A 24,232-nucleotide genomic window follows, 5' to 3' on the forward strand; every position below is an offset into this window, starting at 1 on the left:
CCTAGATCGCGGGTCCGACATTCACCTTGAGTTCACCCACCGGCGCCTGCGGATCGGCGGTGAGCCGGTCGACGGTGGCGATGAAGCCCTCCACCCACTCCCAGGCGCGGGCCTCGCTGAGCCGGTCGGTGTCGAAGGCGAGCCCGGCGTCCATGCCGTCGGCGAGCGGGATCGTGAAGAACTCGGCGACGCCGCGCGCGCCGGACAGCGGGATCTCGTCGGCCTCGGCGGTCAGGCCGGGCATCGACACGGGCGCCTCCATGGTGCTCTGGTACTGGAAGTGCGCCGACAGGGGCGGCGGCGGGACTTCGTCGGCGCCGCGCACCGCGCGCAGGGCATCGAAGATCGGCCAGAAGGAGCGGTGGTGCGCCACGCCCTCGGCGTGCCGGGCCATGACCTCGGTGGCCAGGTCGGTCAGTCCGCGCGCGGGGTCGATGTCCATCTGCACCATCGACGCCACGGCCAGGGAGGCCATGACGGTCTCGTCGGCGGTGGTCTCGCGGTTGGCGTAGGCGGCGTTGACCAGCAGCTCGCGCTGGCCGGTGAGTTCGCGCAGGTACACGCCCAGGGACGTGGCGAGCAGCGCGAAGGGCGTCACGCCGCCCTCGGCTGCCACGCGGCGGATGCGCGCGGCCAGTTCGGCGGGGAGCGCCCGCCGGACGATGCGCGCCTCGCCTCCGGCGATCTCGCCGGGCGGGAGGTCGTAGGGCAGCGGGAAGGACATCGGCTGCTCGCGCAGGCGGTCCACCCAGTAGGCGATCCGCCGGTCGTGCTCGGCGGGGGTGTCGGCGGCGCGCTGGCGGGCGGCGTAGTCGATGGACTGCCCGGCGGGCGCCAGCACCGGCTCGCGGCCCTCCAGGCGGGCGGTGTAGAACTCGGCGAACTCGGTGAGCAGCAGCGACATCGCCCACCCGTCGGTGATCGCGTGGTGGGCGGTGACCACGATCCGCCACTCGCGCTCGCCCAGGCGCAGCGCGGCGGTGCGCCACGGGCGTCCGCCCGGCAGGTCGAGGGGCGCCATGACCAGTTCGTGGACGACGGCGTCGACGTCGCCGTCCTCGCGCAGGTCGAGCACGGTGAGCTCGACGGGCCCGGGGTCCTCGGCGGTCTGGACCCATGCGCCGTCGACGCGGTGGAAGCGGCTGCGCAGGGACTCGTGCCGGGCGGCCAGGGCGGTGAAGGCGGCTTGCGCGGCGGCGAGGTCGAGGTCGCCGGTGAGGTCGAGGCGGAAGCCGATGTTCCACATGGCCGGGTGCTCGTCCCAGTTCGCCAGCAGGTTGCGCTGCTGGATGGAGACCGGGCCCTCGCGGCGTTCCGCCGTCGCGCCGAGCCGCTCGGCCATCGCCGCCAGGGTGGGGCGGCGGTAGAAGTCGGCCGAGGGGTACTCGACGCCGAACTCCTCGCGGACGGCGTTCAGCAGGCGCATCGCGGTGACCGAGTGCCCGCCGAGGGAGAAGAAGGACGCCTCCGGCCCGCCGGGTTCGACGTGCTCGGCCCACAGGCGGGTCAGGCGCTCCGGGACGCCCTCGGCGGCGACGGCGTCCACGGGGACGGACGCCAGCGCGCGCCGGTCGGTCTTGCCGTTGGCGCTCTCCGGGAGCCGGTCGTGGACGGTCCACGCGCGCGGCACGAGGTAGTCGGGCAGGCGCTCGGCGAGCGCGGCGCGGGCGCGGTCGGCGAGCCGGTCGCCGCGTCCGACGACGTGTGCGTGGAGGTGGGCGTCGCCGTGGCCGTCGCGGACGGCGATGACGGCGGCGTCGGTGATGAAGGCGAGTTCGCGCAGGGCCGCGGTGGCCTCGCCGGGTTCGACGCGGAAGCCGCGGATCTTGACCTGGTCGTCGGCGCGGCCGAGGAACTCCAGGACGCCGTCGTTGGTCCAGCGGGCGAGGTCGCCGGTGCGGTAGACGCGTTCGCCGGTGGCGGCGTCGGTGGTGAAGCGCTCATCGGTGAGTGCGGGCGCGCCGAGGTAGCCGGGCGCGACGCCGGTCCCGGCGAGGTGGATCTCGCCGTGGGCGCCGATGGGGACGGGGCGTCCGGCGGGGTCGCGCAGGAGTACGCCGGTGCCGTCCTGCGGGGTCCCGATGGGTACGGGCACCGGCCCGGCGGTGCCGACGGGGTGGGCGGTGACCCACACGGTGCCCTCCGAGGGGCCGTACAGGTTGTACAGCTCGTAGGGCGTGGGCCCGGTGGGGCGCACGCGCAGGACGTCGCCGCCGACGAACAGGATCCGCAGGCCGGGCTGCTCGGCGAGCGGGAGGCGGATGAGGCCTTCGCCCAGTGGCGTGGGCAGGAGGCTGACGGTGACGCGGTTGGCGTCGTACCAGCGGGCGAGGTCGCGTGAGGAGCGGCGGTCCTCCTCGTCGGCGAGGACGAGGCCGCCGCCGGTGGTGAGCGCCGGCCAGGTCTCGCCCATGGAGCCGTCGAAGCTGAATCCGCAGACCATCGCCGAGCGGTCGGCGGAGGTCAGGCCGAAGCGGCGGTGCTGGACGGCGGCGAAGGTGGCGAGGGCGCCGTGCGCGAGGAGGACGCCCTTGGGCCGTCCGCTGGAGCCGGAGGTGTAGATGACCGCGACGGGGTCGCCGGGGCCGACAGCGGAGGTGGGCGGGGCGTCGGGGTGGCCGCCGAGGTCGAGGCCGTCGAGGTGGACGCGCTCGCCGGGGGCGGTGGTGTCGCCCGCGGTGACGGTGAGGAGCGCGCCGGAGTCGGCGATGAGGCCGGCGGCGCGCGCGTCGCCGACGGCCGGGTCGATGGGCAGGTAGGCCGCGCCGGTGTGCAGGACGGCGAGGATCGCGGTGAGGAAGCGCGGGTCGCGCGGGGTGCGCACCGCGACGATCTCGCCCGGGCGGGCGCCGCGCTCGCGGAGGTGGTGGGCGAGGCGGGCGGCGTCGGCGGCGAGCTCGCCGTAGGTGCTCGCGCGTCCCCTGTGGATGATCGCGACGGACCCGGGCCGCTCGGCGGCCAGCGCGGCGAAGCGCTCGTGGACGAGCCATCCGGGCGCCTCGGCGGGCGCGCCCCACTGGAGGCGCTCCAGGGCGTCCCGGTCGGGTGTGACGAGCTCGGCCGGGCGGGTTCCGGCGACGGCCGACTCCAGGGTGTCGCGCAGGTGCGCGGCGATCCGCTCGGCGGTGGCGTCGTCGAAGAGGTCGGTGGAGTACTCCAGGTGGCAGCCGATCCCGGCGGGGCCGTTGGTGAAGTGCCACAGCACGTCGGTCATGGCCCGGCTGCGCCAGACCTCCAGCGGCGTGGCGGTCACGCCGGGCAGGTCCAGGACGAAGGCCTCGGCGTTCTTGTACTCGGCCATGACCTGGAAGACCGGGTTGCGGCCGGGATCGCGTTCTACGCGCAGGTCCCGCAGGACGGTCTCGAAGGGCGCCTCGGCGTGGTCGTAGGCCTCCAGGGTGGCCCGCCGGACGCGCGCGATGATCTCGGCGAAGCCGGGGTCGCCGGACAGGTCGATGCGCAGCGCGAGGGTGTTGACCAGGAACCCGACGGTGTTCTGGGTGCCCTCGGGGCGGCGGGCGATGGGCAGGCCGATGACGACCTCGTCCTGCCCGGTGAACCGCCGTAGCGTCACCGCCAGGCCCGCCAGGAGGGTCATGTAGACGGTCGCCGAGTTGGCGCGGGCCAGCTCGCCGATCCGGGCGGTCAGCTCCGGCGCCAGCCGCGACATGTGCGCGCGGCCCTCCGCCGACGGGATCGCCGGGCGCGGCCGGTCGGTGGGCAGCTCCAGGACCGGCAGCTCGCCGGAGAGGCGCTCGCGCCAGTAGGCCAGGTCGGCGGCCACGGCCGCCGGTTCGGGCGCCGGGACGGGACCGTCGGCCGGCGGGAGCGGCTCGCCGCGGTACAGCAGCGACAGGTCGCGGGTGAGGACCGTGGCCGAGGCGGCGTCCACGACGATGTGGTGGAAGGACAGCACGAGGACGTGCCGGTCGGGCGCGAAGCGCAGGAGCCGGGTGACGAACAGCGGGCCCCCGGCCAGGTCGAAGGGCCGCACGCTCTCGGCGGCGATCGCGCGGCGCACGACCTCGTCCTCGTCGGCTCCCGCGACGTCCTCGACGGCGAACTCCGCGGGCATCGCGGTGACGCGCTTGACGGGACGCCCGTCGCGCTCGCCGAAGACGGTGCGCAGCGCGGGGTGGCGCGCGACGAGGGCGTCCACGGCCTCGCGCAGGCGGGCGGCGTCGAGCGGGCCGGACAGGGCGATCGCGCGGGGCTCGTTGTACGCGCACTCGCCGGGCGCGATCTTCTCGGCGAGCCAGATGCGCTCCTCGGCGGGGGTGAGCTCGTCGCCGGCGCCGGTGTAGGAGTCGCGCAGGGCGGCCAGGTGCGGCAGGCCCCGGCGCAGGGCGTCGGCGGGCATCCCGAAGTCCACCAGGGCGGCGATCTCGTCGGCCCCGGCGGCGGTGACGGCGTCGGCGATGGCGCGCACCGACTCGGGGCTGCCGATGAGGGCGCGGGTGTCGCAGTAGCGGTCGTAGGCGCGGCGGAACAGGTAGTCGAGGTCGGCGGGGGCGAGCCGGTCGATGTCGGCGCCCAGGCCGAGGCTGGCGGCCATCTGCCCGAAGAGCTTCAGGGACGCGTTGAGGTAGTTGCGGAAGGGCCCGTAGGCCTCCTCGCGGGCGGCCCGCGCGTCCGGCCCGAGGTAGGCGTGCAGGAGGACGGTGACGCGCCCGGCGGTGGGGTCGAGGCCGTGCTCGGCGCGCGTCCGGCGGTAGAGGGCGATGTTGGCGGCGAGCTGCTCGGGGGTCTGGGTCATCAGGTTGGTGACCACGCCCAGGTCGGCGGCGGCCGCGCGGCGGTAGGACTCGGGGTTGCCCACGATGGCGGTGTGCATGGGCGGCGCGGCCTGCACCGGGCGCGGGAACAGGCGGACCTCGGCGGGCGAGCCGGAGCCGTCGGTGCGGGCGGCGGCCTTGCCCGCCCACAGCCCGCGCAGCTCCTCCAGCTGCTCGTACATGACCTCGGCGCGGGTGGCGAAGCGCTCGGGGTGGAAGACGAAGTCGGCGGGGTGCCAGCCGGAGGCGATGCCGATGCCCGCGCGGCCGCCGGACAGGCCGTCCACCATGGACCATTCCTCGACCACGCGGATGGTGTCGTGCAGGGGCAGCACGACGCTTCCGGCGTTGATGCGGACGCGGGTGGTGTCGGCGGCGATCGCGGCGGCCAGCACCGAGGGGTTGGGGAACAGCCCGCCGAAGGAGTCGAAGTGCCGCTCGGGCAGCCATACCGAGGTGAAGCCGTTGGTGTCGGCGAAGCGGGCGGCCTCGCGCAGCAGCGCGTAGGAGCCGGTGCTGGCGCCGTCGGCGGCGGCGTCGGGGTAGTCGCCGAAGAAGTAGAGGCCGAAGTCGGGGACGTCCCGGTTGGCGCGGGCAGGTGGCGCGGGGGCGGCCGGGAGCGCCTTGACGGGCTCGGGACGCGCGACGGGAGCCAGGGGCACGGGGGCCACGGGAGCGGGGGCGCGCTGCTCCAGGAGCCGCGCGGCGGCGCTGACCGCCTCCGCCGAGGCCTGCGCGGCCAGCGCGGTCTGGTGCGCGGCCTGGGCCAGCACGGCGTAGATGTCCCCGGACGGCGGCGCGGCCGGGGCGGTCACCGCGACCGGCGCGGGCGGCGCCACCGGCCGGGCCGCGACCGGCGGGGCCGCAGGGGCCACCGGTGCCGGAGGCGCGGCGGGCCTGCGCGCGGCCACCACCGCGGTGAGCTTGCGGACGGTGTCGGCGTCCTCGAACAGCTCGCGCATGCTCACCCGCACCCCGTACCCGACCTCCAGCTCGCGGGTCAGGGCCACCAGCAGCAGCGAGTCGGCGCCATAGGCGGCGAAGGACGTGTCCGGATCGGTCGCGGCGGGCTCGCGGCCCAGCTTCGCGGCGGCCAGCGCGGTGAGCTCGGCGAGCAGATCGGCCTCGGGTCGGTCGGTCATCGTGGCTCCCTTGGGGGTCGTCGTCGGCGCATCGATCCAGTGCCGTTGGCGGCGGTAGGGGTAGAGGGGCAACCACGCCCGGGGACCGTCGGGTTCGCCCCAGGTGAGGGCGGCACCGGCGGTGTAGAGCGCGGCGAGGGCGCGGTCCCAGGCGGCGAGCCCGGCGGTGTGGACGGTGGGCACGCGCGGCAGGAGCAGCCCGGTGAGGACGGGTTTCGGCCCGGCCTCCACGGCCAGGCCGCCCTCGATCGCGGCGAGGGTGGCGACCACGGCGTCGAAGCGGACCGGGCGGCGGGCCTGGGCGACGAGGTAGTCCGGGTCGGGAGTCCAGCCCGCCTCGCGGAGTTCACCGTCCATGGAGGACACGAAGGCGATCCCGGCGGGCCGCCACGCGACGGTGGCGGCGGCCTCGCGGTACTCGCCGAGGACGGGGTCCAGCAGCGGCGAGTGGAAGGCGCGGTCCACGTCGAGACGCGTGGCGCGCAGGCCGCGTTCGCGCGCGGTCTCCCCGGCGCGGTCGACGGCGTCGGCGGGACCGGCCAGGACGACGCTCTCGGGGCCGTTGACCGCGGCCAGGGTGAGCTCGCCGAAGGCGGCGGCCTCGTCCGGGCTCGCCTGGAGGGCGAGCATTCCGCCGGGGGCGGTGGCGGCCATCAGCCGCCCGCGCGCCTCGGTGAGCCGGACGCCGTCGGCGAAGGACAGGGCCCCGGCGGCGTGCAGGGCGGCGAACTCGCCGACGCTGTGGCCGGTGACGACGGACGGCGTGACGCCCTGGGCGCGCAGCAGCGCGGTGAGCGCGGCCTGGTGGACGAACAGCGCGGGCTGGGCGAGCTCGGTCCCCAGTGGCTCGTCGCCGGGTTCGAGGAGGACCTCGCGCAGGTGGGCGGGGGCGCGGTCGACGACCTCGCCGAAGACGGGGTAGGCGTCGTGGAAGGCGCGGGACATGCCCCGGTACGGGCTGCCCTGGCCGGTGTAGGCGAGCAGCGGCACGGCGGTTCCGGCGTCACCGGCGGTGTAGTCGCCGGGGCGGCCGGCGGCGAAGGCGTCCAGCGCGTCGGCGGCGGATTCGGCCGTGCCGGCGTGGACGGCGAGGCGGTGGGTGTGGTGGCGGCGGCCGTGCCGGGCGGTGGTGAGCGCGCCGGGCAGGTCGCCGTCGGCGCGCAGGGTCGCGGCGTAGGCGGCGGCCAGCTCGCGCAGCGCGTCGGGGTGGGCGGCGGAGACGGGCAGGACGCCGCGCGCGGTGTTCGGCGCGGCGGTGGGCTCGGGCGCCTGCGCGACGATGGCGTGGGCGTTGGTGCCGCCCACGCCGAAGGAGCTGACCCCGGCGATGCGCGGCCCGGTCCACTCCTCGGCCGCGAGGGGGATCCGGAACGGGCTGTCCGCCAGGTCGATGGCCGGGTTGACGGTGTCGTGGTTGACCAGCGGGGGGATGCGGCCGTCGCGGACGGCGCAGATCGCGCGCAGGAGCCCGGCGATGCCCGCGGCGGAGTCCAGGTGCCCGAAGACGGGCTTGCCGGTGCCGATGGCGCAGTAGCCGACGGCGTCGGTGTCGGCGCGGAAGGCGGCGGTCAGCGCGGCGAACTCGATGGGATCGCCCTTGATGGTGCCGGTGCCGTGGGCCTCCACGTAGCCGATGTCGGCGGCCGACACCCCGGCCACGTCGAGCGCGCGGCGGATCGCCTCGGTCTGCCCGGCGCCGCTGGGGGCGGCGTAGGCGCGTTTGCGGTCGCCGTCGTTGTTGAGGCCGACGCCCATGATCACCGCGTGGATCCGGTCGCCGTCGGCGACGGCGTCGGCGAGCCGTTTCAGGACGACCGCGCCGACGCCGCTGCCGCCGATGGTGCCGTCGGCCGCGGCGTCGAAGGGACGGCACACTCCGGTGCGGGACAGGATCGTGCCGCGCACGTGGTGGTAGCCGGTGACCTGCGGGACGTGGACGGCGGTGGCCCCCGCCACGGCGAGGTCGGCGTCCCCGGACAACAGCGCGGCGGCGGCCTGGTGGACGGCGGCGAGCCCGCTGGAGCAGCCGGTCTGCACGGTCATCGCCGGTCCGGTGAGGCCGAGCTTGAAGGCGGTGCGGGTGGCCACGAAGTCGGGGTCGCCGCCGATGATCAGGCGCAGGCCGGTGACCTGGTCGGCGGCGGCGACCTCGGCGGCGAGGTTGCGGCGCAGGTACCCGCCGAGGGGGTACAGGTGGTAGTCGGCGGCCCCGGCGAACACGGCGGTGCGGGAGCCGGGGGCGGCGCGCCCGGCGTCCTCCAGGGCGTGGTGGGCGACCTCCAGGAACAGCCGGTGCTGGGGGTCGGTGGCGCGGGCCTCGGCGTGGCTCATGCCGAAGAAGTCGGCGTCGAAGAGGTCGACGCCGTCCAAGGGCGCGGTGGCGCCGACGAAGGACGGGTCGTCGGCGGGCAGGCCCTCGGCGAGGAGTTCCTCGCGGGTGAAGTGGCGCACGGCGCTGCGGCCGGAGAGCTGGAGGTCCCAGAACTCCTCAGGCGTGCCGGCCCGCGGCATGCGCAGGGCCATGCCGATGACGGCGAGGCGGCGGTCGGTCATCGCGGTCTCCTTCCGGAGGTGGGCGCGGCGGACCCGGCGGCCGGACGGCCGGTGGCGGCGGGCACGGCGAAGGGTGGCGCGATCCCGGCGCTCTCACCGGAGACGGAGACGCTTCGGGCGCGCGAAGGCTTCGACCAGAGGCGCCCGAAAGGGATCTCGGCGGGGGTGGCGGCCGAGTGAAGGGAGGCGGCGGGAAGCGCCCGCAGATGGTCCGCAAGGGACGGTGGGAAGTCGACGGTCCCCGGGCCGGGCCTTAAAGTCCCGAACAGCCCGGCACCGGTGAGCCGGTTCGATTGCGGCACACAGTTCCCGGTGACGAGCGGCCCGAACCGGGGCATGACGATCGTGGACAATGTGGAGCCTCGATCTGACGGCGGCATCCCTACGGCCCGAGGCTAACAGGAAGATCCACATGTCCCAAACCGCATGGGATACCGTCACCGAGAGTGGCTTGTGGTCACCGACGGAACGGGCCGGTCACCTCGAACGTGACGCCCTCGGAGCCCCACTTGTCGCCCTTCTCGCCGCGCTGGGACGAGAAGTAGAGCCGGGTGCCGTCCGGGGAGAACGCCGGGCCGGTGATCTCCGACCGGTCGTGCCCGCGCACACGCAGGACGGGGGCGACGATCCCGTCGGCGGTGATGATGTTGATCTCCATGTTCCCGCCGTCCTCGGCGACGTACAGGTCACCCCCGGCGGTGCCGGTCAGGTTGTCCACGCCGCTGAGGGACCCGCCGCCCCGGTAGATCGCGGCCACCGAGGCGTCCCCGGTCCGGTACGCCCACACCGAGTTGTCGCCCTTGGTGGTGAAGTAGCAGACCCCGTCGGCGTAGTGGCAGCCCTCGCCGCCGTCGAAGTGGACCGCGTCGTCGAGCTGGTGGCGGGTCTGGGTGCCCTTCCGGCCCACCAGCGGATCCGGCACCTCCCGCCAGACCTGGTTCTCGCACAGCACGTCGAGGCGGCCGGTCGAGAGATCGCCCCAGGAGTCGGGGGTGAAGCGGTAGAAGCAGCCGTCCGGCTCGTCCTCGGTGAGGTAGACGGCCTTCAGGTCCGGGTCGCAGGCGGCGGCCTCATGCCGGAAGCGGCCCATCGCCGGGCGCTGCTCGGCGCTCTTCTCCCCGCGCGGATCGGTCTCGTAGACGCGGCCGCCGGTGGTCTCCTCACAGGACAGCCAGGTGCCCCAGGGGGTCGCGCCGCCCGCGCAGTTGAGGGTGGTGCCGGAGAGGACGCGGTAGACGTCGTCGATCTCGCCCTCGGGGGTGAAGCGGATCGCGGAGGCGCCGCCGTCCGGGACCTCGGAGTTGGAGACGTAGATCCAGCCCTCGCCGTCGGGGAAGCAGGCGCCGCCGTCGGGGGCGGGGTGCCATCCTCTCTTTCCGCTTCGCGCCACCACGCGGGAGGTGAAGCCCTCGGGGAGGGCGATGGCGTTGGCGTCGGGTTCGCGGAGGGGGCCGTAGGGGGTGGTGAGGGTCGACTTGCCGGCCGCGGCGCGCTGCCAGAGGGAGCCGGTGAGGGCGGTGGCGGCGGTGGTGACGACGGCGGTGCGCAGGAATACACGTCGGTCCATGGGTCCTCCAGGTGGGCGTGAGCGGACACGATAACTGGAGGTTTGGGGGATTTGGGGGGTAACGCGCCCGGTTTTGGGGTTACTGGTGGGTGAATGGTGGGGTTTTTGCGGATCGGCCGCTTTCTCTTCCCTGGGTTGGCGGTGGTTGTTCCTCACCCTCTGGACAGGGGTTTCACCCCTGGGACCCGACCAGGGGTGCGGCCCCTGGACGCCGGACCTCTCTCGGGAGGCTCCACCCGCGTTCGGCCTTTGCGACGGTGAACGATGAACCTCGGGGTGTCAAGACGGAAGTGCTGTCTTGACACCCCGAGAACCCTCGTTCGAAGAACCATCCGGCCGACCGAGGGAGGATCCTCTCCTATCCCGAGACAGCTCGCGCGGATCTGGTCTCGGGGGCGCGGTTTGTTCGCGGGTTGCGGGCCGTGTCGTTTGGGCTCTACTACAACGAGCTTGTCTGTTTGCCCGGGTTTTGACCCCGTTGCCAGCCAGTCACCTTGCCCGGGTCTAAAACAACGAGCTTGTCTGTTGCCCGGGTTTTGACCCCGTAGCGAGCCAGTCGCCTTGCCCGGCTTAGTTCCCTCGCTCTTGGCTGCGCATCGCACCCGGCTCTGCCCCGCGTCTCGCCCCTGTCCTCGGGCGGGCTTCGTGCACGGGCCCAGTGGGTTGCCCTACTCCCCCTCTCACTCCCCCGCTTCTCTTCTCCTTCGCCTCAGCGCTGCCTGCCTCTCCCGTGCCGCGCACGCCTGCGAGCAGAAGCGCCTGGGCAGGCCCGGGCCGTCGTCCACGAAGTACGGGCCCTCGGGGCAGCGGTTTCCGGGGCACTTGCCCCAGGCGATGCGGCCTCGTTCTCCCAGCAGGCGGGCGAGTGCGTGTGCGGAGGCGGCGAGGAGCCATTCGCTCCAGCTCGCGCCTCTTGGTTCCACGTGGAGGTGCCAGGGGTGGCCGTCGTGGCGTTCTAGGCGGGGTGGGGCGGCGTGGGCGGCGAGGATGGCGTTGAGTTGTTCGGCCGCGTGGTTCTCGTCGGTTTCGGCCAGCAGTGTTGAGAGCCTGTTCACCGCTGCGCGCAGGTCCTCCGCTTCTTCTTCGTTCACGGTGTCGTGTTCGCCGTGGACGGCGAGGACTGCGGTGATGCGCTCGTTGTTCGCCTCCGGGTCCTCGTGGAGGAGGTTGGCCAGGTCGGTGAGGCGGTGGGCGGGCCGGAAGCCGGTGTTCACTCGTCCACCGTAACGCATTGCTTCGATAAACCGTTACAGTTGGGTGTGTGGCTCCCCTCCCGCGGTATCTCGCCGCCGCCTTTCTCGCGCGGCTCACCGATGACGGTGTCGGCATCGCCGTCGCTCTGCTGGCTTTGGACCGGACGGGGCGTCCGGGGTTGAGTGCGCTGGTGCTCACCGGGTTCATGGCTCCTCATCTGCTCGCCGGGCCGTTGTCGGGGGCGCTGGCGGCGAGGACACGGCGGCCTCGGCTTCTTTATTGCGGGGCTCTGATGGGGTTCGCGGGGTCGCTGGCGGGTTTGGCGGGGCTGGTCGGGCGGGCTCCGACGTGGGTGGTTTTGCTGGTGGCGGTGGGGGGTGGGGCGTGTGGGCCGATGATCACGGGTGGGTTGTCGGCGCTGGTCGCGGGGCTGGTGGCGCCGGAGGGGCAGTCGCGGGCTTATGCGTGGGACGCGGCCACGTACAACGCGTCTTCGGTGGCGGCGCCCGCGTTGGCATCGGGGGCGGCGTACCTGTGGTCGCCGGCGACGGCGACGCTGGCGATGGCGGGTGGGGCGGCGCTGGCGGCGGTGCTGGTGGCCACGCTGCCGCACCGGGTGGGTGGGGGTGGGCGGAGTACGGCGGCGGCGCTGGGGGCGGGTTTGCGGGCGCTGTGGACGGTGCGGCCGCTGCGGGCGATCACCGCGGGGACGACGCTGGCGTACCTGGGCATCGGGTCGCTGACGTTCACGACGGTGCTGCTGGCGGGGCGGTGGGGTGATCCGGAGGGCGCGGGGCCGCTGATGACCGCGTTCGCGCTGGGCGCGCTGGCCTCCACGCTGTCGCTGACGAGGCTGCGCCGGACGCCTCCGGCGATGCGGCTGGCGGGTTACAGCCTGCTGGGGACGGGCGCGGCGCTCGCGCTGGCGGCGGTGACGCCGTCCTTCGCGCTGTGCGTGGTCGTCTACGCGCTGGCGGGGTTGGCGAACGGGCCGTTGCTGAGCAGCACGTTCCACGTCCGCGCCGAGCACGCCCCGGAGGGCACGCGGGCGCAGGTGTTCACCCTCGGCGCGGCCATGAAGATCTCGGCCGCGGCGGCCGGGGCGGCGCTGGCGGGCGCGGGGGCGGCGCTGCCGCCTCCGGTGCTGCTGCTGGTGATCGCGGGCCTCCAGTTCGGCGGGTTCGCCGTGATCCGGCCCACGTGGACTGTTCGGGACGCCTGAGCGCGCGGCATACTCTCCGCCCGCGACCGAGGAGATCGACATGTACGTGCCAGCGCATTTCGCCGCCGACGATGACGCCGTCACCGAACTACTGGTGAACCACGGCGCCGGCGACCTGGTCACCGCGACCGCCCGCGGCCTGCTCACCACCAGGATCCCGTGGGTCTACGACCCCGAGCGGCACGCCCTGCACGGGCACCTGGCGCGCGCCAATCCGCAGTGGCGCACGCCGTGGACGGGCGAGGCGATGGTGCTGCTGCGGGAGGACACCTTCTACGTCACGCCCAACTGGTACGCCTCCCGCGATGAGGACTCGCGTGTGTCGCCGAGCTTCAACTACCGCGCGGCCAACGTCCACGGCGAGCTCGTCATCCGCGACGACGTGGCGTGGGTGGAGGACCAGATCCGGCGCCTGGCGGCCAAGCACGAGGCGGGGCGGCCGCGTCCGTGGACCGTCGACGAGCCGCCGCGCTCCTGGGTGGACGGACTGCTGCCCGGCATCGTCGGGGTCGAGCTGGTGATCTCGCGGATCGAGGCGAAGACGAAGATGAGCCAGAACCGGGCCGAGCGCGACGTCGACGGGATCATCGCCGGTGTCGAGGCGGACGGGCGCGCCGCCGCGGCCGAGGCCGCGCGGAGGGCCAACCACCGGTCCTAAGTGCAGCATCGCGGGCGAGTCGACCCCGGCCTCGTGCTTGCCGGGCCGCAGCATCAGCCCGCACACGATCGCGCCGATCACGAAGATGCCCGCCGACCACCAGAACGCCGTCGTGTAGCTCTTGAGGGCGGCCTCCCCGAGCAGCTGCGGGGTGGGCTGCTTGCCGTCCATGAAGGCGGTGGCGGCGTTGTTCGCGAGCGTGCTCAGCAGGGCGGTGCCGATGGAGCCGCCGACCTGCTGGGACGTGTTCACCGTCGCCGAGGCCACCCCGGCGTCCAGCTCGCTGACGCCGGCGGTGGCGATGTTCATGGCGGGGGCGATGATCAGGCCGAAGCCGAGACCGGTGAGGATCAGCTGCGGCATGACCTCGGTGACGTAGACGCTGTCCACGTCGATGCGGGTCAGCCACACCAGGCCGACCGCGCACAGCGCCATGCCGAGCGCCACTGGGATCTTCGCCCCGATGCGGGGCAGCAGGACGATGGTGGAGACCTGCGCGGTGATCATGATCCCGGCGACCATCGGCAGGAACGCCACGCCGCTCTTGACCGGCGAGTACTGCAGGGTCTGCTGCATGTAGTAGGTCAGGAACAGGAAGATCCCGAACATGCCCGCGCCGGCGATGAACACCGCCACGAAGGCGCCGCCCCGGTCGCGGTCGCGGACCACGCGCATCGGCAGCAGCGGGTGGGCGACCTTCATCTCGATGAACACGAAGGCGATCAGCAGGACGACGCCGGCCACCAGGAAGCCCCACACCATCGGCGAGCCCCACGAGCGGGTCTCGGCGCGGGAGAGGCCGAAGACCACGCAGAACAGCCCGGCGGTCACCACGATGGTGCCGGGGATGTCCAGCGAGGGCTTGTCGGCGTGCAGTCCGGGCTGGAGGTAGACGATCGCGCCGATGAGGGCGATGACGGCGAAGACCAGGTTGACGTAGAGGCACCAGCGCCAGTCGAGGTACTCGGTGAGGACGCCGCCCAGCAGGAGGCCGATGGCGCCACCGGCACCGGCGATCGCGCCGAAGATGCCGAAGGCCTTGCCGCGCTCCTTCGGATCACTGAACGTGGTCGTCAGCAGCGACAGGGCCGCGGGGGCCAGCAGCGCGCCGAAGACGCCCTGGAGGGCGCGGGCGCTGACCAGGATCTCGAAGTTGCCCGCCGCGCCGCCCAGGGCCGAGGCCCCGGCGAAGCCGATCAGGCCGACGATGAAGGTCAGCTTGCGCCCGAACAGGTCCGACAGGCGCCCGCCGATGAGCAGGAGGCTGCCGAAGGACAGCGAGTAGGCGGTGACGATCCACTGCCGGGAGTCGTTGCTGAAGCCCAGTTCCTGCTGCGCCGACGGGAGCGCGATGTTCATGACCGTGGCGTCCAGCACGATCATGAGCTGCGCGAGACCGATGACCGCCAGGATCATCCACCTGTGCGGATGCGGCGGCTCCTGCGCGGAATCTGCCATGCGGTGCGCCATGGGCCGACATTAGTTCCCAGGTCAAGACGCCCGTGCCGATTCGGCGATACCCATGATCGGCCAGGCGTGAAGAACTTTCACCCGTCATTCGGCAACCTGTCTGCGAAATCCCTGTGCCAGACTCGGCACTCGGGTGGGACATACGCGCAGAGGGACGGTATGGCAAGGGACGTCATCAAAAGACGTGGCGGGGGCGATGCCAGCCTGCTACGCCGGCTCAACACCGTGGCCGTGCTCCGGGTGCTGCACGAACGGGGACCGGCCACGCTCACCGAGGTCGCCGCGCACGCCGAGGTCTCCCGGCCCACCGCCGAGGACGCCGTGGGCGAGCTCCTCGGCCGCGGCCTGGTCCGCGAGAGCGGCCCGCCCGACGGGCCGCGCGTCGTGGGCCGTCCCGCGCGGCGGTTCGCGTTCAACGCCGACGCCGGGTACGTCCTGGGCATCGACGTGGGCGCGCACAAGCTGTACGCGGTGGCCGCCGACCTGTGCGGCGAGGTCCGCGCGGGGCAGCGCGTCGCGCTCGACCCGCAGGCTCCCGCGCCGCAGCGGGTCTCGGCGATGCGCACGGCGCTGACCGAGGTCGCCGAACTGGCCGGGATCGATCCCGCCGACGTGCGCGCCATCGGCGTCGGCACCAGCGGCATCGTGGACGCCACCGGCCGCGTCGCGCTCTCCGGGCACCTGCCGGGGTGGACGGGCCTGCACCTGCCGACCGAGCTGGCGGGCCTGTGCCCGGGGGCGGTGCTGGTGGCCAACGACTCGAACATGGCCGCGCTCGCCGAGCACTGGTGCGGGGTCGCCGAGGGCGCCGCGGACGTCGTGTACATCCTGGCGGGGCGGCGGATCTCGGCGGGCATCCTGCTGGGCGGGAAGGTCCATCCGGGACGGCACGGGGCGGCCGGGGAGATCGGGATCATGAGGAGCATGGGCTGGTATGACACGGCCCGGCTGCTGCGCGACGGGCACGCCGCCGGGGAGGACCTCGTCCACCATCTGGCCACGGGCATCGCCGCGACGGTGCTGACGGTCGACCCGGAGCTGGTGGTCGTCGGCGGCGGGCTGTCGCAGGCCGGGGAGAAGCTGATCGGGCCGCTGCGGACGCGGCTGGCCGACCTGTGCCTCTACCCGGTGCCGGTCGAGGCATCGACGCTCGCCGACCGCTCGGTGGCGCTGGGGGCGGTGCGGCTCGCGCTCGACGAGGTCGAGCGCGAGCTCTTCACCGCGTGAGCCCTAGCGGGCGAGGGTCTTCTCGGCGAACCAGCGCGACGCGGGACGCCCGGCGAGCGGGAACGTGGCCAGCGCGGCGGCCACGGCCCCGATGAGGCTGAGGATGAACTGGATGTAGAACAGGACTTCCAGGTTGAACTCGAAATTGATGAGCCAGCCGGCGTCGAAGATGATCTGACGCACGTTGGCGATCAGGAAGAACCCGGCGGCCAGGGCGGTCAGGACGCGGCCGGAGTCCTTGCCGCCCGCCACCCCGGCGCCGCCGATGGCGAGGAGCACGATCGCGCCGATGGTGATGAGATAACCGAGCAGGTCGAAGATGCGGCTGACGCCGCTGTCGCCGCCGAAGGGCGGGTGGTCCCCGGAGAACGTGCGGTACAGGGCCAGCGCGAGCGCGATGAACTCCACGCCGGCCAGCACGAAGGCCATGCTCATGGCCAGGGACGCGCCGCCGGGGCGCACGGGCCCGAGCTTGGGCACGCCGTAGCCGCCGGGCGGCGGGACCGGCTGGCCCGGCGCGGGCTGCCCGGGGGGAGCGTACTGAGGGGGCACGGGCTGCTGGGGCTGCCCGTAGGGCTGCTGCGGCTGGCCGTACGCGGGTGGCTGGGCCGCCGGGGGCTGCCCGTAGGGCTGGCCCTCCGCGGGCTGCGCCGGGTAGACGGGCTGTCCCTGCTGTGGGTACTGCCCCTGCGAGGGCTGCTGGTATGCCGGATCGTAGCCGGGTGAAGGGTTTCCCATGTCGTCCTCTGGCGCTCGGGAATGCGCGGGCGACTCAAGGTAGCAAGAGACCGCCCGCGCACGCAGCTAACGGATCACGCCTTCCACCCCGGCGGCCCAGGACAGCAGCTCCTCGTCGGCGCCGGGACGCGCGGCGAGCTGGAGCCCGAGGGGCAGCGCGCCCGCCGGGCGCGGCACGGGCAGCGTCAGCGACGGCCAGCCGGTGAAGCTCCAGGGCAGGCACATCACCGCGTTGCCGGTGTTGCCCAGCCCCTCCGGCGCGACACCGGTCGCGGGCGGGGCGAGCCACACGTCCACACCGGCGGCGTCGGTGTGGGCCGCCAGGCGGGCGCGGACGTCCTCGCGCTCGGCGAGCGCCTCGGCGTAGGCGCCCTCGGTGATCGGGTGGCCCTCGCCGATGGCCCGGGCGGTCTGCGGGCGGTAGAGCTCGCCGTACTTGGCGTACCAGTCGGCGTGCGAGCGGGCGAGTTCGAAGCGGTTGACGGTGAACTGCACGGCCCGGATGTGCTCGAAGTCGTCGAAGGGCCGGGCGCGGACGATGGCGTATCCGGCCTCGCGGAGGCGCTCGATCTGCTCCTCCAGGGAGGCGATCGCGCCGATGTCGGCGTGGGCGAGGTAGGGGCCGTCGGGGACGCCGAGGACCGGCGGGCGGGCGTCGGCGGTGTCGCGCCAGCCGTCGAGGAGTACGGGCGCGGCGGCGGCGATCCCGGCGAGGTCGGCGGCGTGGAGTCCGAGGGTGTCGTAGGTGGGCGCGTTGGGGATGACGCCGTCGATGGGGATGCGCCCGTGGGTGGGTTTGAAGCCGGTGATCCCGCAGAAGGCCGAGGGCCGGATGACCGAGCCGACGGTCTGGGTGCCGATGGCGAGGGGGACCATCCCGGCGGCGACTCCGGCGGCCGAGCCGCTGCTGGAGCCGCCGGGGGTGTGGGCGGGGTCGTGCGGGTTGACGGTCTCGCCGGGGGCGAGGACGGCGAACTCGGCGGTGACGGTCTTGCCCGCGACGAGCGCCCCGGCCGCGCGCAGGCGGGTGACGACGGTGGCCTCGGGTCCGCCGACGACCTCCGGCGGCAGTCCGGAGCCGCCGCGGGTGGGCAGGCCCTCGGCGTTGACGATGTCCTTGATGCCGACCGGGACGCCCCGCAGCGGGCCCTCGGGGGCGGCTTCGGCCTCGGCGAGCAGGCGTTCCCGGCGGTCCGGCTCGGCGACGAAGGCGCGCACCCGGCCGTCCACGGCCTCGATCCGGTCGAGGGCGCGGTGGGCGTTCTCCAGGGGAGTTCCGGGCTCGGTCAGTGACCAGGGTCGCACGAGGCTCGTCATGCGGGCGATCGTACCCATGCCAAGATTGCGAGTATGCCTCTCGAATCTCTCGCGAACGGAGCCGCCATTCGGTGTGATGGCCGCCCATGACGACCACCGCCCCCACGCCGGTATCCCTGCGTTCCCTCATCGCCCCCGTCTACCTGCCCACCGTCCTGTTCGGCATCGGCCAGGGCGCCGTCGCGCCGATCATCGTCGTCTCCGCCCGTGAACTCGGGGCCTCGATCGGCGTGGCCGGGCTCATCGCCGCCCTCGCCGGGATCGGCAACCTCGCCGCCGACATCCCCGCCGGGGCCCTCGCCGGGCGCATCGGCGAGCGCCGCACGATGACCCTGGCGACCGTCCTGCTGACCGTCTCCCTCGTCGGCTGCGCCTTCACCGGTTCCCTGTGGCTCCTCGGGGTGTCGGTGTTCCTGATGGGCATGGCCCGCGCGGCCTGGGGCCTGGCGCGCCAGACCTACGTGACCGAGGCCGTTCCCTACGCCCTGCGCGCCCGCGCGCTGTCCACGCTCGGCGGGACGCAGCGCATCGGCATGTTCGCCGGGCCGTTCCTGGGCGCGCTGGCCCTGACGTGGTGGGGCACCTCCGCCGCGTACTGGGTGCACCTGGTGACGGCGGTGGCCGGGCTCGCGGTCCTGCTGCTCGTGCCCTCGCCGGAGGGCGCGGACAAGGCCGACGCGGTCAAGCCCGGCGACGGCCACCACGGCACCCTGGCCGTCCTGCGCGAGAACCTGCCGGTGTTCCTCACCCTCGGGCTGGCCGCGTCGGCGGTCGGCGCGCTGCGAGCCGCGCGTCCGGTGGTGATCCCGCTGTGGGCCGACGTCCTGGGCATCGACCCGGCGGCGACGAGCGTGGTCTTCGGCGTGGCCGCCGCGGTGGACATGCTGCTCTTCTACCCGGCGGGCAAGGTGATGGACAAGTACGGGCGCCGCTGGGTGGCGATCCCGTGCATGGTCATCATGGCGATCTCTCTGCTGCTGATCCCCCTGACCCACGACGTGTGGTCGCTGGGCGCGGTGGCGATGCTGTTCGGTTTCGGCAACGGGATCGGCAGCGGCATCGTGATGACCCTCGGGGCCGACGCGTCCCCCGACGTCGGTCGCGCGCGGTTCCTGGGCGGCTGGCGGCTGTGCGCCGACATGGGCGTCACCGGCGGCCCGCTGCTCATGAGCGGCATCGCCGCCGTCTTCGCCCTCGGCCCGGCGATCATCGCCATGGGGCTGCTCGGCGCGCTGGGCGCGGTCGCGATGTGGAAATGGGTGCCCCGGCCCTCACACGGCTGACGGGACGGGCTCGCGGGCGGCGATCGCGCGCTGCGCCAGGAACACCCCGGCGATGACGATCGCGCCGCCCGCCAGCTGCACCGGCGTGGGCCGCTCCCCCAGGAGCGCCCACGCCGCCGCGAACGCCACCACGACCTCCAGGTACCCCAGCGCGCCCGCGACCGGCGCCGACAGCCGCTTCAGCCCGGCGATGCCCAGCAGGTAGGCGATCACCGTCCCCACGATGAGCACCGCCGCCAGGATCCACGCCGCCGGGCGCGCCCCGGCCACCACCGCCGGGCCCGCCAGCAGCGACCAGTCGATGTCCCACGGCCGCGCCACCGGCGTCAGCGCCACCGCGCCCACCACGAAACCCGAGGCCAGCAGGACCCGGGTGTCCACGGTGGCCGTCAGGCGCTCGCCGCCGACGAAGTAGGCGGCCTGGCAGACCGCCGCGCAGGCGCCGAAGAGCAGACCGAGGCCGTCCAGGCGCAGGCCGGTCCAGATCTGCACGACCACGCAGATCCCCGCCAGGCTCACCGCCGTCCCCAGCACCGCCGCGCGCGGCAGCGGCGAGCGCCGCACGAAGCGGACCCAGGCGACCACCAGGACGGGTCCGGCGAACTCGAAGAGGAGCGCGACGCCGACCGGGAGGCGCTGCACGGCCAGGAAGTAGAAGGCCTGGACGCCCGCCACCGCCGCCAGCCCGAACGCGGCGAGCCCCGCCAGCGGCAGTTTCGGGCGGCGCAGGAACACCGGCAGCGCGACGGCCGTCAGCGCGATTCCGGCGCCGGTGACGCGCAACCACGTGACCTGGGTGGGCGGGAGGCCGGTGCCGATGAGGCCCTTGGCGAGCGGCCCGGAGAAGCCGAAGGCGACCGAGGCGGCGACGATGAGCGCGAGTCCGGTGGCGGCGCTGGGACGGCGTGGCACGGCGGCTTCCTCTCCTGCCGGGGTGGTGGGCGGCCCTCATCCTGCGACGCGCCGCGCGCCGCGGGCCACCCCAACGGGGCTCGAAGTGGACGGTCCGGGCCTTCCGCCCGTGTGATCTCCATCGCAGGTCCCTACGATGCGCACATGCGCTGGTTGATTTACGTAGCCGTGGCCGGGCCCTCGCTGGTCCTGGCCGGTATCGGACTGTCCCACCCACAGGAGCTCACCGCCGACACCGCCCGGTGGTGGACGAACATGCACATCATCCTGATCCCGGTGTTCCCGCTGCTCGCGGTCGCGCAGTGGTTGCTGCTGCGCGGGACGCCCGCCGGGCTGCCGGGCGTCCTGGCGTGGGGCGCGCGGATCGCGGGCTGGATCTACCTCGGCTTCTACGGCGCCCTGGATACCCTGGCGGGCATCGGGACGGGCTGGCTCGTGCAGAACGGCGTCCACTCCGGCGGCGGGCACCACGGCATGGCCATGGACCGCGACCCGGTCCTCAACCGGCTCTTCGAGATCGGCAACGACCTCGGCTATGTCGGCGCTTACGCGTTCGTGGCCGCGTCTCTGCTGACTTCCGCCGTCCTCGTCATGCGCGCCGGGCCGAAGGCGATCGCGGGCGGGGTGGTGCTGGTCGCCGGTTCGGTGGCGTTCTCGCAGTGGCACATCTACTGGCCCAGGGGCGTCGCCTCGCAGCTGGCCATCGCGATCGGCTTCGCGCTGCTGGCGTGGTCCCTGGACGGCGTGCGGCGCGCCGTCCCGGCCGCCGGATAGGGTTCTTGCACATGACTTGCAAGAAGGAGGAGCGATGACCGACGCGCCGCAGGGAACCGCGCGCCCCATCACCCTGTACGGCACGCCGGTGCTGCACAAGGCGTGCGCCCCGGTGGAGAAGTTCGACGACGAGCTCGCGCAGCTCATCGCCGACATGTTCGCCAGCATGTACGCCGCGAACGGTGTCGGCCTGGCCGCCAACCAGATCGGCGTGGACGCCCGCGTGTTCGTCGTCGACTGCCCCGACGCCAACGACGAGCACCTCGTCGCCCACGTCGTCAACCCGGTCCTCGACCCGGCGCCCGCGCCCCGCGAGCTGGAGACCGACATGGAGGGCTGCCTGTCGGTCCCCGGCGAGTACCACGAGCTGACCCGCACGGCGGTGGCCACCGTCCGCGGTTTCGACATGCACGGCAACCCCGTGGTCTACACCGGCGACGGCACCCTCGCCCGCTGCTTCCAGCACGAGACCGACCACCTCGACGGCACCGTCTACGTCGACCGCCTGCCCCGCAAGATCCGCAAGGAGCTGCTGGAGAACGCCGGACTCGCCGAGCTCGACTGAGTCCCCTGGCCCCGGACGCTCGTTAGTCTGGACGGCACCGTCAGCGCCGACGGAGCCGTCCAGATCTCTTTTCCCCTGGAGGATCCATGACAACCGTCGCGGTGCTGGGAGCGGGCAAGATCGGGCACACCGTGCTCGCGGGTCTACTGCGCGCCGGACGTCCCGGCGACACCCTCATCGCGACCGCGCGGCGGCCCGAACGCGCCGCCGAGCTGCGCGAGGCGCTGGGCGTGCGCGTCCTCGCCAACGCCGAGGCCGCCGCGGCCGCCGACGTGGTCGTCCTGGCGGTCAAGCCGCAGGACGCCGCCGAGCTGATGACCGAACTGGCCGGGCACGTCAGCGCCTCGCAGGTCGTGGTGTCGCTCTGCGCGGGACTGCCCACGTCCTTCTTCGCCAAGCGCCTGCCCGACGGCACCCCCGTCGTCCGCGCCATGACGAACACCCCCGCCCTCGTCGACGAGGCGATGACGGTGGTCTCCGCCGGCGAGCACGCCACCGAGGAGCACCTCGCGGTCGCCGAGGAGCTGTTCCGGCCCCTCGGCAAGACCCTGCGGATGCCCGAGGCGCACCAGGACGCGGTGACCGCCCTGTCCGGCTCCGGCCCCGCCTACATGTACTACCTCGTGGAGGCCATGACCGACGCCGCGATCCTGCTGGGCCTGCCCCGCGCCGCCGCGCACGACCTGATCGTCCAGACCGCCGTGGGCGCCGCCGCGATGCTGCGCGACACCGGCGAGCACCCCGTCAAGCTGCGCGAGGCCGTCACCTCACCGGCCGGGACGACGATCAACGCCGTCCGCGAGCTGGAGCGCCACCGCGTCCGCGCGGCCATCGCCGACGCCGTGGAGGCCGCCCGCGACCGCGCCCGCGAGATCGCCGAGGAACAGGGTTAGCAAAAGGCAGGGTTAGCAAAGGACAGGGCTAACCGCCCGCTCGCTCGATGGGCGGCGCGCTCGCGGCCGGCGGTCCCGCGAACACGAACCGGCCCGCCAGACCCGGTGCGTACGCGGCCAGCGTCCGCAGCTGGAAGTACGCGCCCCAGTTCGGTTCGGGCGCCTCGACGCCGAAACCCGCCGCCGGAGCGAACCCGAACCGCCCGTAGAACCCCGGGTCCCCCACCAGCACGACCGCCGCCATGCCCAGCGCGTCGGCGGCCGCGATCGACGCGTGCATCAGCGCCGTCCCCACCCTCCCGCCCTGCTCTCCCGGCAGCACACCGATCGGGCCGAGCCCCACCACGTCCCGCCGCTCCCCCACGAATCCCCTGGTGGAGACGGCGTGACCGACGATCCGGCCGTCCACTTCGGCCACCAGCGACAGCTCCGGAACCCAGCCCCCGTCCCCCCGCAATCCTTTCAGGAGACCGGATTCGAAGTCACGGCCGAAAGCCGCCTCATGCACGACGTGTACGGTGCCCACGTCCTCGGGCTTCTCACGGCGAATGATCACGGCGTCATTCTGCCCACGAGCAGGTGGGCGAGCGAACGGTTTGTCACATGGTCTTGATACAACTGTACGAAGCGCTTTGAAAGGTGGTGTTCCGAACATGGGTCTGTCCACGTCGGATCTCCAGGTCATCGAGGAGAGCCTCGCAACCGGGAAGAATCCGAAGGTGGTGTTCACCGACGCGGCGGGGCAGATCGCCGGCCGGATCGGGAAGGTGATGCGGCTGGAAGAGCCCGCCGAGGGCGAGTTCGTGACCGTGCGGTTCGGCAACGACGAACTGCCGTTCTCCGTGGCCGACATCCGCCTCCCCGAACGCGGCGAACTCAGCCGCGCTCCCCGCAAGGCGGCCGAACCCGAGCCCGCCACGGCGGCGCCACCTAAGGGCGCGCCGCTTCTGGAGGAGCGGCACAATGGCGTCGATAACGGTACGAACAAGAGGGGTCACATGATGAGCGACATGGACAGCGCGGTCCCGCACCAGCCCAACGGCGAAGCGAACACGAGCCCGACGGCATCCCCGTCCCCGGCTCCCGCCCCGCGCAAGAAGACCGCCCCCAAGCCCAAGGGCGGCCCCGAGCTCACCGTCACCTTGCAGTTCAAGGACGACGAGTGGACCGTGGCCGCCGCCAAGGGCACCAAGGTCGTCGCCCGCGCCGTCCCCATCAAGTCCTCCCACGCGGTGGAAATGGTCCGCTCCCTGGAATCCCCAGCGGTGGCCGCCCTCGTCGAAGAGATCGTCGAACAGGCCCGCGCCTCCGCCGCCGAAGAAGCGGAACGCCTGCGCGCCCAACTCGCCGAACTCGAAGCCCGCCTCGCCGAACTGGGCTAACCCCAAGCCCACGACGACAGACGGCACGAGAGTACGAAGGTACGACGGCAGGAAGAGCACGAAGGCACCACAACGCAGCGGCGGCGGCAAAGGCAGAAGGCAGCGGCTCTGAACGCGAACGGCCCGGTGGTGACACATCCGCCGGGCCGTAGTGCTGCCCGGGATGAGTGGGGCCGCCGGGCGGGGCCGGAGCGGGCGGGTAAGCGAGGCGCCCGGTGAGTGGTTGAGGCGGGCCGAGTGGGCTGAAGCGTGTGCGCGCACGGGACACAGGCGCAGACGCGGGCAAGGCGCGAAAACGGCAGGGCACATACGGAGGCTGGCGGGGGCAGGCGACGATGCGGCGGTGACGCGCGGCTGGAAAAGGCACAGCGAGGGCGCGGCGGGGCAGGGCGGGCAGGCGGGGCGGGCGATGTGGGTGGGGCGGGCAGGCGGGGCGGGCGAAGCGGGTTGGTGAGCGGGGTGGGTATCGGCCCAACCAGCGGAGGGTGCCCCACGGAAGCTGGCGCGATAGCGCAGATGCCGGCTTCGGGTGGTGGGGTCCTTCGTCGGTCGGCCGTAAA

General features: G+C 73.5%; 15 protein-coding genes and 1 pseudogene. 8 read left to right on the forward strand and 8 right to left on the reverse strand.

Annotated elements, in window-relative coordinates; all coding sequences use genetic code 11:
* Window position 1 precedes the first annotated feature (1 nt).
* The 3 genes from QSK10_RS19490 to QSK10_RS19500 form a co-directional block, all read right to left on the reverse strand.
* Window positions 2-8,470, reverse strand: a complete 8,469-nt coding sequence (locus QSK10_RS19490) for a type I polyketide synthase (protein ID WP_285664285.1) — start codon at window positions 8,468-8,470, stop codon at window positions 2-4.
* Between the two features lie 457 nt (window positions 8,471-8,927).
* Window positions 8,928-10,037 carry an alkaline phosphatase PhoX gene (locus QSK10_RS19495; protein WP_285664286.1) on the reverse strand — a complete coding sequence of 370 codons (1,110 nt, stop codon included), beginning with the start codon at window positions 10,035-10,037 and terminating at the stop codon, window positions 8,928-8,930.
* A gap of 680 nt (window positions 10,038-10,717) precedes the next feature.
* Entirely contained in the window at window positions 10,718-11,251 is a 534-nt protein-coding gene (locus QSK10_RS19500) for an ABATE domain-containing protein (protein ID WP_285664287.1), read from the reverse strand.
* Between the two features lie 47 nt (window positions 11,252-11,298).
* Here QSK10_RS19500 and QSK10_RS19505 point away from each other — a divergent pair, with 47 nt between their 5' ends.
* Window positions 11,299-12,453, forward strand: a complete 1,155-nt coding sequence (locus QSK10_RS19505; RefSeq protein ID WP_285664288.1) for an MFS transporter — start codon at window positions 11,299-11,301, stop codon at window positions 12,451-12,453.
* Window positions 12,454-12,493: 40 nt separating this feature from the next.
* Entirely contained in the window at window positions 12,494-13,111 is a 618-nt protein-coding gene (locus tag QSK10_RS19510; RefSeq protein ID WP_285664485.1) for an FMN-binding negative transcriptional regulator, read from the forward strand.
* A gap of 225 nt (window positions 13,112-13,336) precedes the next feature.
* Here the strand turns inward: QSK10_RS19510 and QSK10_RS19515 are convergent.
* Window positions 13,337-14,581: pseudogene (locus tag QSK10_RS19515) on the reverse strand (MFS transporter); the annotation flags it as partial.
* Between the two features lie 225 nt (window positions 14,582-14,806).
* On the opposite strand from QSK10_RS19515, the gene QSK10_RS19520 reads away from it, so the two are divergent.
* Window positions 14,807-15,808 carry an ROK family transcriptional regulator gene (locus tag QSK10_RS19520; RefSeq protein ID WP_285664289.1) on the forward strand — a complete coding sequence of 334 codons (1,002 nt, stop codon included), beginning with the start codon at window positions 14,807-14,809 and terminating at the stop codon, window positions 15,806-15,808.
* A 3-nt stretch (window positions 15,809-15,811) separates the two neighbouring features.
* On the opposite strand, the gene QSK10_RS19525 is transcribed toward QSK10_RS19520, so the two are convergent.
* Window positions 15,812-16,546 carry a hypothetical protein gene (locus QSK10_RS19525; protein WP_285664290.1) on the reverse strand — a complete coding sequence of 245 codons (735 nt, stop codon included), beginning with the start codon at window positions 16,544-16,546 and terminating at the stop codon, window positions 15,812-15,814.
* Between the two features lie 66 nt (window positions 16,547-16,612).
* Complete coding sequence (locus QSK10_RS19530) at window positions 16,613-17,863, reverse strand: amidase (RefSeq protein ID WP_285664291.1); 1,251 nt, start codon at window positions 17,861-17,863, stop codon at window positions 16,613-16,615.
* Window positions 17,864-17,949: 86 nt separating this feature from the next.
* Here QSK10_RS19530 and QSK10_RS19535 point away from each other — a divergent pair, with 86 nt between their 5' ends.
* Window positions 17,950-19,146 (forward strand): MFS transporter, encoded by a 1,197-nt coding sequence (locus QSK10_RS19535; RefSeq protein ID WP_285664292.1) that lies wholly within the window; start codon window positions 17,950-17,952, stop codon window positions 19,144-19,146.
* Here the strand turns inward: QSK10_RS19535 and QSK10_RS19540 are convergent.
* Window positions 19,135-20,058, reverse strand: a complete 924-nt coding sequence (locus QSK10_RS19540) for an EamA family transporter (RefSeq protein ID WP_285664294.1) — start codon at window positions 20,056-20,058, stop codon at window positions 19,135-19,137. The two genes, QSK10_RS19535 and QSK10_RS19540, sit on opposite strands and share 12 nt — an antisense overlap.
* A 144-nt stretch (window positions 20,059-20,202) precedes the next feature.
* On the opposite strand from QSK10_RS19540, the gene QSK10_RS19545 reads away from it, so the two are divergent.
* The 3 genes from QSK10_RS19545 (at window position 20,203) to proC (ending at window position 22,290) form a co-directional block, all read left to right on the forward strand.
* On the forward strand, window positions 20,203-20,832 hold the full coding sequence (locus QSK10_RS19545; protein ID WP_285664295.1) for a hypothetical protein: 630 nt from the start codon (window positions 20,203-20,205) through the stop codon (window positions 20,830-20,832).
* 34 nt (window positions 20,833-20,866) lie between these two features.
* Window positions 20,867-21,397 (forward strand): peptide deformylase, encoded by a 531-nt coding sequence (gene def, locus QSK10_RS19550; protein ID WP_285664296.1) that lies wholly within the window; start codon window positions 20,867-20,869, stop codon window positions 21,395-21,397.
* Between the two features lie 86 nt (window positions 21,398-21,483).
* Window positions 21,484-22,290, forward strand: coding sequence for a pyrroline-5-carboxylate reductase (proC, locus tag QSK10_RS19555; protein ID WP_285664297.1), 807 nt, complete (start codon window positions 21,484-21,486; stop codon window positions 22,288-22,290).
* Between the two features lie 28 nt (window positions 22,291-22,318).
* On the opposite strand, the gene QSK10_RS19560 is transcribed toward proC, so the two are convergent.
* Window positions 22,319-22,846, reverse strand: a complete 528-nt coding sequence (locus QSK10_RS19560) for a GNAT family N-acetyltransferase (protein WP_285664298.1) — start codon at window positions 22,844-22,846, stop codon at window positions 22,319-22,321.
* A gap of 97 nt (window positions 22,847-22,943) precedes the next feature.
* On the opposite strand from QSK10_RS19560, the gene QSK10_RS19565 reads away from it, so the two are divergent.
* The gene (locus tag QSK10_RS19565; RefSeq protein ID WP_285664299.1) at window positions 22,944-23,672 is read left to right on the forward strand and encodes a hypothetical protein; all 729 of its coding nucleotides are present in this window, start codon (window positions 22,944-22,946) and stop codon (window positions 23,670-23,672) included.
* The last annotated feature ends 560 nt before the right edge of the window (window positions 23,673-24,232 follow it).

It is taken from the genome of Actinorhabdospora filicis (genome assembly GCF_030269765.1).
In the GTDB taxonomy this organism is placed as follows: domain Bacteria; phylum Actinomycetota; class Actinomycetes; order Mycobacteriales; family Micromonosporaceae; genus Actinorhabdospora; species Actinorhabdospora filicis.